This window comes from Paenibacillus sp. Y930 (genome assembly GCF_056786375.1).
Window position 1 is genome coordinate 55,353 of record NZ_JBXCIX010000010.1, and the last position, 7,950, is coordinate 63,302.

11 protein-coding genes are annotated in these 7,950 nt (G+C 34.1%); all 11 read right to left on the reverse strand.

Features of this window, described 5'->3' with window-relative positions:
• Nucleotides 1–85: 85 nt before the first annotated feature.
• Nucleotides 86–694: a hypothetical protein gene (locus AC1TO5_RS19780; RefSeq protein WP_482064563.1), complete on the reverse strand. Its 609-nt coding sequence runs from the start codon at nt 692–694 to the stop codon at nt 86–88.
• 694 nt (nt 695–1,388) lie between these two features.
• Nucleotides 1,389–1,664, reverse strand: a complete 276-nt coding sequence (locus AC1TO5_RS19785) for a hypothetical protein (RefSeq protein ID WP_482064564.1) — start codon at nt 1,662–1,664, stop codon at nt 1,389–1,391.
• 170 nt (nt 1,665–1,834) lie between these two features.
• Nucleotides 1,835–2,452, reverse strand: coding sequence for a nucleotidyltransferase family protein (locus AC1TO5_RS19790; RefSeq protein WP_482064565.1), 618 nt, complete (start codon nt 2,450–2,452; stop codon nt 1,835–1,837).
• A 175-nt stretch (nt 2,453–2,627) separates the two neighbouring features.
• Entirely contained in the window at nt 2,628–3,077 is a 450-nt protein-coding gene (locus AC1TO5_RS19795) for a protein export chaperone secb (RefSeq protein WP_482064566.1), read from the reverse strand.
• A gap of 136 nt (nt 3,078–3,213) precedes the next feature.
• The gene (locus AC1TO5_RS19800) at nt 3,214–3,846 is read right to left on the reverse strand and encodes a hypothetical protein (RefSeq protein ID WP_482064567.1); all 633 of its coding nucleotides are present in this window, start codon (nt 3,844–3,846) and stop codon (nt 3,214–3,216) included.
• 190 nt (nt 3,847–4,036) lie between these two features.
• Complete coding sequence (locus tag AC1TO5_RS19805; RefSeq protein WP_482064568.1) at nt 4,037–4,447, reverse strand: cytidine deaminase family protein; 411 nt, start codon at nt 4,445–4,447, stop codon at nt 4,037–4,039.
• 270 nt (nt 4,448–4,717) lie between these two features.
• On the reverse strand, nt 4,718–5,458 hold the full coding sequence (locus tag AC1TO5_RS19810; protein ID WP_482064569.1) for a class I SAM-dependent methyltransferase: 741 nt from the start codon (nt 5,456–5,458) through the stop codon (nt 4,718–4,720).
• Nucleotides 5,459–5,628: 170 nt separating this feature from the next.
• Nucleotides 5,629–6,057: a hypothetical protein gene (locus tag AC1TO5_RS19815; RefSeq protein ID WP_482064570.1), complete on the reverse strand. Its 429-nt coding sequence runs from the start codon at nt 6,055–6,057 to the stop codon at nt 5,629–5,631.
• A 179-nt stretch (nt 6,058–6,236) separates the two neighbouring features.
• Nucleotides 6,237–6,512 (reverse strand): hypothetical protein, encoded by a 276-nt coding sequence (locus tag AC1TO5_RS19820; protein ID WP_482064571.1) that lies wholly within the window; start codon nt 6,510–6,512, stop codon nt 6,237–6,239.
• A 144-nt stretch (nt 6,513–6,656) separates the two neighbouring features.
• The gene (locus AC1TO5_RS19825) at nt 6,657–7,154 is read right to left on the reverse strand and encodes a hypothetical protein (protein WP_482064572.1); all 498 of its coding nucleotides are present in this window, start codon (nt 7,152–7,154) and stop codon (nt 6,657–6,659) included.
• 179 nt (nt 7,155–7,333) lie between these two features.
• On the reverse strand, nt 7,334–7,825 hold the full coding sequence (locus tag AC1TO5_RS19830) for a GNAT family N-acetyltransferase (RefSeq protein WP_482064573.1): 492 nt from the start codon (nt 7,823–7,825) through the stop codon (nt 7,334–7,336).
• Between the last annotated feature and the right edge of the window lie 125 nt (nt 7,826–7,950).

Sequence of the window (7,950 nt, forward strand, 5' to 3'; positions counted from 1 at the left end):
CACTGCCGAAAGCTTCACCAGTGACCAAGTAGCGCATGCGAAGATGCGTTAATGCTGTGTTAGCTATAGTCCCAGCATCTTTGAGTTACTTTCGAGGTTGTATTGTACTTGTTTTTATAAATTTATTTGGAATTAATAACCCAGAACCTTGCCTAACAACCTGAACAAGTGGTGCATGGTGTTGATTGACATATTCATTGATATTAAGATAGGAATTTACGTAAGCTTGCGTACACTCTCGGCCATTACTACAATCGTAACCAAATCCTATTCCTGGTCCTTTGCTTTCTTCTATCATTTTACAATCAAGAATATGAGAGTAATCAGCAATATATATTTTAAATTGAGATATTGGAACAGAAACCTCGAGTAAAATATCTCCAATATGTTTATTTGTAAGTTCAATACCTAAATTATTAAAATACACACTTGTTGTTAACCAACTAGGCAATGGTTCAACGAAGCCCTCAACCAGATAACATCCCTTTAATTCTTCAGGGGGAGTCGGGCATGCGACTTCTCTATAAGCCCACAATCCTTCGGTCATTATATCTTTGATCTTATCCTCGTGGGTGAAATGATAAAAAGTGAAATACTTATCTGAACTTATATTAACTTTTGCTTTATCAGTAATAAAATGAAGTTCTTTTAACGACTTTTTTCTGTTATCTAAGAAGGTTTGACCCAATCTCAAACGCTTTCCTCCTTTTTTGTGGGATTTCAGCTAACGTTCAGGTATTCACGAACTTCCGCAGGAAGTTGTCACTCAATCTACTACTTCTGTCAAAAACATCAAAGTGACCAAGGCGCAGCCGTAGCGTGAATACGGTGTTATCCGATGCATCTGACTTCATCGATTCATCTTTCTTACCAAGTGTTTACTGCTTCTTTTCTAAATTTTTCTATGCTTTAGCTTTATGGTTCTTAACTGAATGTTGCCACGCTTACTTAAAATGTTTTTAATGTCTCATTGCCCTTAATTATTTTATTGATTAATCGGCCTTATTCTTTAACTATGGTTTTAATTGCGTTTTGATATGATTTTTCTTTTTTACAACTATTCTAGGAGTTGGATCACCAACTGGTGCATCTATTGATGATCGTGTGTAAAGTATTTTATGATGGTTTAGGTTGTGGATTCTAAGAGGTGTTGTTCTAACATCTATTCTATCAAATTATTTCGTTTGTGTTTCAGGTATTCAAGTTTATTCGGTTTTAACCATTCCAGATGTTTCGGATAACGTTCAGGTATTCACGAACTTGCGCAGCAAGTTGTCACTGAATCTACTACCCTGTCAAAAGCATCAAAGTCACCAAGGCATAGCGCCGCGTGAATACTGTGTTATAAGATGCCGAGGACCTCAGAGCATTACAATTAAAACTATTATTTAATTTATTATGGGTTCAATTTGTTTTAATTTAGGTTTCCCCCAACGGGTTTCTTTGTACTTAATAAAATACTCTTTATCTTCTTCGATTAAATTCTGTAAACTAGAATGTATCTTTATTGTTGTCAATTCTTCTTTGAACATTTCAATGACAATTTCATTTGACCTTACTTCCTTAATTAATACTTTTCCACTTGTATGTGTTGTATTTGAACTCCATACGAGTACAGCAAAAACCAATAATGTTATTAGTATCTTTAAGATTGTTTTTTTCAAGTATGTTCTATCCTTTCCCTTTTTTCGTCGGTTTCTTATAACGTTCAGGTATTCACGAACTTCCGCAGGAAGTTGTCACTGAATCTACTACTTCTGCCCAAAGCATCAAGTGACCAAGGCGCAGCCGTTGCGTGAATACTCTGTTAGAGGATGTTGATGCCTTCAATGAATTACTGAAAAAGGTTTTGTTGAATTTCTAAGAATTTTTTATAGTTTACATGACTCAAGCAATAAGTTAATAGACTTTCATCAAATCCTTCCTTTACAAATATTTTTGTTATCTCTGCTATTCTATTTTCTTTCCCTCTTGAAAAATTAGTTTGAAGCTGTACTTCTAAAGGAACTACCGGTACAGTATTCCCATCTATATTCACTAATTTTATTAAACTACTAATTTCGGGACCATTCTCCCAAATACCATTGCCTGGAGTGTAACTTATTACATCATGTTGTACTGCATGTGCGATATCAATTTTCATATTATTCATATAGACTCTGCCAAATGTCCAATTAGAATTGCCAATTTGAAAAGTAACTACTGGTTGTTTGTTGCATGAAAGCCAATTGTCGTTCATAGTTCTGATCGTTGAGTCTTCTGGAAGAAAATCTTTAAGACAATTCACTGTCTTTTCAACATCTGATTTTTTTGATACCCAAATGTCTATATCTCCAGGTATTATATCGGCACCTTGAATAACAGTAGCCATCGAACCTACAACAGCCCATTTTAGTTCGGGAATATTACTAAGTTTTTTATTTATATCGTATAGTGCATCAAAGATATTCATAGTAATTCCTTTCTAGGTTAAATAAATTTGCATCAATTTCATATACCGTTCAGGTATTCACGAACCTTGCTTATGCAAGGTTGTCACTGAATTTACTACACTGCCAAGAGCATCATAGTGACCAAGGCGTAGCCGCCGCGTGAATACTGCGTTATGTGAAGTGCTCCAAAGTTACTTATAAATATATTTTTTCTCCTGTAGGAAGTACTCTTATATATACTTCTTTCTCTTCCATTTCTGGTGTCAAAATAATTTCCTTGTTCGTTAACTCAGATATCCTTTCCATAAACTCAACTATTGTATCAAATTCTTCATGACTGTTAATTGCATTCGGAGTAATATCAAATTCGATGTCGTTAGTTTCATAGAAATAACCTAAAATATAAATTCCTTTATAGTCTATTTGAATATATATTGAAAAATCTTTTTTGAGATCTATTATTTCCTTTGTACTTAGTTGCTCTCTAACTTCTTCTCCATCTCTTAAAATGGAGAATGAAAAATCATGATTTGATGTAAAATAATTCATTAATATATCCCCATCATTATGATGCGAATGTAGTACATAAATATCTCGAAGGCTTCCATCTTTATAAAAATATTTTTTTAATAATTCATCTTTCACATTTTTGCTCCTTTCACTTCACATTTCACATGACGTTCTTGTATTCACGAACTTCCGTAGGAAGTTGTCACATGAATCTACTACTCTGTCAAAAGCATCATAGTGACCAAGGCGGAGCCGATGCTTGAATACTGTGTTAGGCGAAGTCATTACCATCTATGATCAAATTTGCATAGTTATTCCAATCTTTTTCATCTGTATTAATTTCTAGTATTGGCACTTTTGAAAGTTTTGCTTGTTGTCTTAATACATTTTGTACATCTAATAATTCTTTTATGGATGATTTAACTTCTTTATCCGTTTTATTTATCCATTCATCAGGTTGTCGGCTTTTAATTCGTTCTTCAGCGACCTTTGGTGAAATCGTGAGTAATATACACTTCGCACCTAAAGATACAAGCTGTTCTTCAATATTTTTTATTTCATTGTCATCCGCATTAGGAAAAGAAACTCTGTGATTTAAGTGAAACCGTTCTAGGACAAAAAATAGTCCTCTGGCTCTTCTGGATGCTGGGCCTAGGTCAATTGCCCAATCATTAAGTTTCTTTAGCATTCCTACTCGTTCACTAAGTAGTTTCAAATGCTCTTCTTGATTTAATCTCACATATTCCCCATGATTATTATGTAATATTTGAGAATAGTGTTCTCCTAGTATAACTACACTTCGTTCCGCATTTTCATCTTGACCTTGATATTGTTTAATTGCTTTTAATAAAGAGGTTTTCCCAGCATTTGAATATCCCTCAAGAATAATTCCTCTAATATGCATTTTATTCTCCTTAGTAATGATTTCGCCTAACGTTCAGGTATTCACGAACTTCCGCAGGAAGTTGTCAGACAGCGATCACATCTGGAATTTCCTCTGCTGATCAAGGCGAAGCCGCTGCGTGAATACTGTGTTAGGTGAAGTACGTGCCATCTTCGGTATACTACAGAATTAATTCTTAAGTTCTCGTTTGTTATGATTCAATGTGCTTATAAGCTAAGGGAAGTAAATCACTGATTGTTACCTTTACCATATTTAAGTTTTCATCATTTAAAATGACTTTAATATCTGAACTGTATTCTAAAAGCATTTGACGGCAGTTGCCACAAGGAGGCAATAAATGATTTGGTGCATCCTTTAAAACAGCTACTATAGTATCAAATTCTTTTTCTCCAGCTGATCTTGCCGTTCCCATAGAAATAAATTCTGCACATGATCCATGAATTCCATAACAATTAATCCCTGTATAAATCTTTCCATTTTTACATCGAATCGCTGAACCAACTGTGTGATTGTAATTTATATTGTCATAATTTCTTCCGATTACTTCTAAGGCTACTTGTATTAATTCATTATCATGTTCTGTAATCTCATAATATTTCATTATCAAACCTCATTTCATTAGATAATTAATCAAAAAATGTATCATTCATCTTTGGTCTACAAACAACTTAGATCTATGCAAGTATTTCACCTAACATTTGTCATTCCTGACATTGATTTCCCTTAGATAGCTCTTATCTTAGGGAAATCAATGTGTCGCTTGAATCCTTCTTTCTCGAAATGCCTCCGGCGACCAAGGGGCGAATGCCCCGCAGTAGGAATGCGATGTTAGATGATGTCCCCGGCTTCAATGAATTTCAAGCCTAGGATCTTATATATATTTTGGTTGTCCTAGCCACACTTCTGTAGCGTACATTACTGTAATTACACCATCTCTTGCCAAATCATTGAATCGTTGTTTATGTGCTTCTTGAAATGTTACGAACCATTCCTCTCTCTCATCAGGTGATTCCATGCTAGAGATAACTGCTCCCCAATATTCATCCCATGTCTCACTATGCTCTTGTTTAAACAAATATCTATTTGGTGTTGAGTCTCCAAAGAAATATTGAACTGGTTTTATGTGCCTAGACTCAGTCAATCGCTTAACATATTGTTCATCGTTACATACTCGCAATGTATTCCTAAAAAAATTTGAGTCATCATAATATGAAAAAACAGCTAACATTCCATTAGGTTTAAGTATCCTTTTAAATTCTTTAATTGTACTTTCTGGTTGAAATCTATGATAAGCATTGGCTGCTACAACTAGATCTATAGAATATGCAAGCAGATTTGTATTCTCAGCTAATCCATCATGGAATTCTACATCCTCTCTTTCCCCAATCAGTTCCTTTGCAAGTTCACGCATTTCAAAATCAGGTTCTATTACAAATACCTTCTTTACATTACCAACAAAATGTTTTGTCAAAAGTCCAGTTCCTGCACCAATATCGGCAACTACACCTTGACTTACATTCGCTATATCAATAACATATTTACTCGCTTCTGTTGAAAAGGGTAATCGATACTTAGCATATTGCATGGCTTTATCACGAGTCATTCTATTCATTATTTAAGCTCCTTTGTATGGACTTAATATTATAGATTTCATGATTTACGGGGATTTCACCTAACGTTCAGGTATTCACGAAATTCCGTAGGAAGTTGTCAGACAGCGATCACATCCTGAATTGCCGCTGCGTGAATACTATGTTAGATGAAGTACCTTACTTCTTCGCATCAACAAAAAAAATGTCGTTCCCAGTTTTTCCAATCCTCTTTTATTTTGTTTATTAGCAATACTCCTCCGAATGTTATTGAACCTTCATGAGAGCAATAGATTATCCATTCCATATTCGAATCAAACCAATAACCTTCTCCTAATCCTTCATAAGAGGGTTCAAAAGTTTCGTTCTTTACAATATATCCTTTGTATTTTAGTTCTCTGATCTCGATTATTTCTTTTATTTCTCTTAAAATTATTCGTAAATTATTGAATCCAAATTCCTTTTCAAATGCTTCCGAGTCAAATGCGATAATTGGCCGAGCAGTTGTATCATATAACGGAAACCAATAATGGTTTGAAATATCCCACCTCTTAGTGAGTCTATCAAATATGTCATCAATTTCTTCTCTACTCAATTCTCTTGAGTAGTATATTTTATTCATGTTTTCATCGCCTTTCAAGGTATTTCATCTAACATTCAGGTATTCACGAACTTGTGCAGGAAGTTGTCACTGAATTAACTACTCTGTCAAAAGCATCAAAGTGACCAAGGCATAGCCGCCGCGTGAATACTGTGTTATAAGATGTCGAGGACCTCAGAGCATTACAATTAAAACTATTTTTAATTTATTATTGGTTCAATATGTTTTAATTTAGGTTTCCCCAAACGGGTTTCTTTGTACTTAATAAAATACTCTTTATCTTCTTCGATTAAATTCTGTAAACTAGAATGTATCTTTATTGTTGTCAATTCTTCTTTGAACATTTCAATGACAATTTCATTTGACCTTACTTCCTTAATTAATACTTTTCCACTTGTATGTGTTGTATTTGAACTACATACGAGTACACCAAAAACCAATAATGTTATTAGTATCTTTAAGATTGTTTTTTTCAAGTATGTTCTATCCTTTCCCTTTTTTCGTCGGTTTCTTATAACGTTCAGGTATTCACGAACTTGCGCAGCAAGTTGTCACATGAATCTGCTACTCTGCCAAAAGCATCCTAGTGACCAAGGCGCAGCAGCCGCGAGAATACGGTGTTAGCTGAAGTCCTCTGCTTCTTGACTGTCTACAAATTTCTTTGCCTCTATTATTATTTGCCCCCTTAATTCTGTTTCATTAGGTTTATAGTATTCATCATCATAAATAATTCGATCAATATCATCATCTAAGTTTAGCCATACTGACAAATCATGTGGATAATCTAATTCAACAGTAATTCTAAATATGTCCTTAACTATATCAAATTCGTTTCGTTTATTATTAATTATTTCTTTACATAAAGAGTAAATATTTGCTCTCGCACATTCTTCAAACACTGGAAATCCTATGCCAAGTTCAGTTAATGCTTTATTTACATATTCGTCAAAAAGAAAAATACTCTCATTATCATCCATAGATAAGATTTTATATAAAGATTTTGATTCATTATCAGCATCTACTAATATATAAGACCACTTCAAATAATCTCTTGTAGTTATCGTATTATTAATAATTTTATAAAATAGTAGATTTGTTTCTAGATCGATTAGCTTCATTTTTTTATACTCCTCAAGCATTTTGAGGATTTCAGCTAACGTTCTTGCATTAACGAACCTGCCTTTAGCAGGTTGTCACATGAATAGCTTCTCTGCCGAAAGCATTCCAGTGACCGAGGAGCGCATGCGACGTAGCGCTAATGCTGTGTTATGTGATGTCATCGCCTTCTTCGTGTTACCTAAATTTTTCGTTCAACACTATATAAAGATTGTTTTGCATTGAATCTGTAGAGATTAGTTTCTAATTTCATTCCCACTCTTTCTAAAAGTCTACAAGACGATCTATTTGCTGTTTGTGTTTCAGCCACTAATCTTATAAGTCCCAATTCGTCAAATGAATAGTCAATTATTTTTATGAGCACTTCTGTAGAATATCCTGAGCCCCACCATTTTGGTAGAATTTGATAAGATACTTCGATATTCTCTCCATCATGATACTTATCCAATGTCACGAGACCTATAAATTCACTATTATTTATTGATCTTATTACCCAATAGTAAGCATTACTCGAATTTTCTAATACTTCTTCGAACTTACTCCTTAATAAAATCTCATCATCAGATGCTCCTCCGAGATACTTTCTGACTTGATGATTGGTATATAATTTTTTCAAATCATTATAGTCACTATCTTGCATTATGAGTAATCTACATCTATTTGTTTCTATCATGACATTCTCCCATGAAATGAATTTGCGATGATTTCACATAACGTTCAGGTATTCACGAACTTGCGCAGTAAGTTGTCACTGAAACTACTACTTCTGCCAATAACATCAAAGTGACCAAGGCGTAG

What these genes read in the sequence shown, in the direction of transcription:
- AC1TO5_RS19790 (WP_482064565.1), bottom strand. Translation starts at nt 2,452, where the DNA reads ATGAATATCTTTGATGCACTATACGATATAAATAAAAAACTTAGTAAT.
- AC1TO5_RS19800 (WP_482064567.1), bottom strand. Translation starts at nt 3,846, where the DNA reads ATGCATATTAGAGGAATTATTCTTGAGGGATATTCAAATGCTGGGAAA.
- AC1TO5_RS19805 (WP_482064568.1), bottom strand. Translation starts at nt 4,447, where the DNA reads ATGAAATATTATGAGATTACAGAACATGATAATGAATTAATACAAGTA.
- AC1TO5_RS19810 (WP_482064569.1), bottom strand. Translation starts at nt 5,458, where the DNA reads ATGAATAGAATGACTCGTGATAAAGCCATGCAATATGCTAAGTATCGA.
- AC1TO5_RS19815 (WP_482064570.1), bottom strand. Translation starts at nt 6,057, where the DNA reads ATGAATAAAATATACTACTCAAGAGAATTGAGTAGAGAAGAAATTGAT.
- AC1TO5_RS19825 (WP_482064572.1), bottom strand. Translation starts at nt 7,154, where the DNA reads ATGAAGCTAATCGATCTAGAAACAAATCTACTATTTTATAAAATTATT.
- AC1TO5_RS19830 (WP_482064573.1), bottom strand. Translation starts at nt 7,825, where the DNA reads ATGATAGAAACAAATAGATGTAGATTACTCATAATGCAAGATAGTGAC.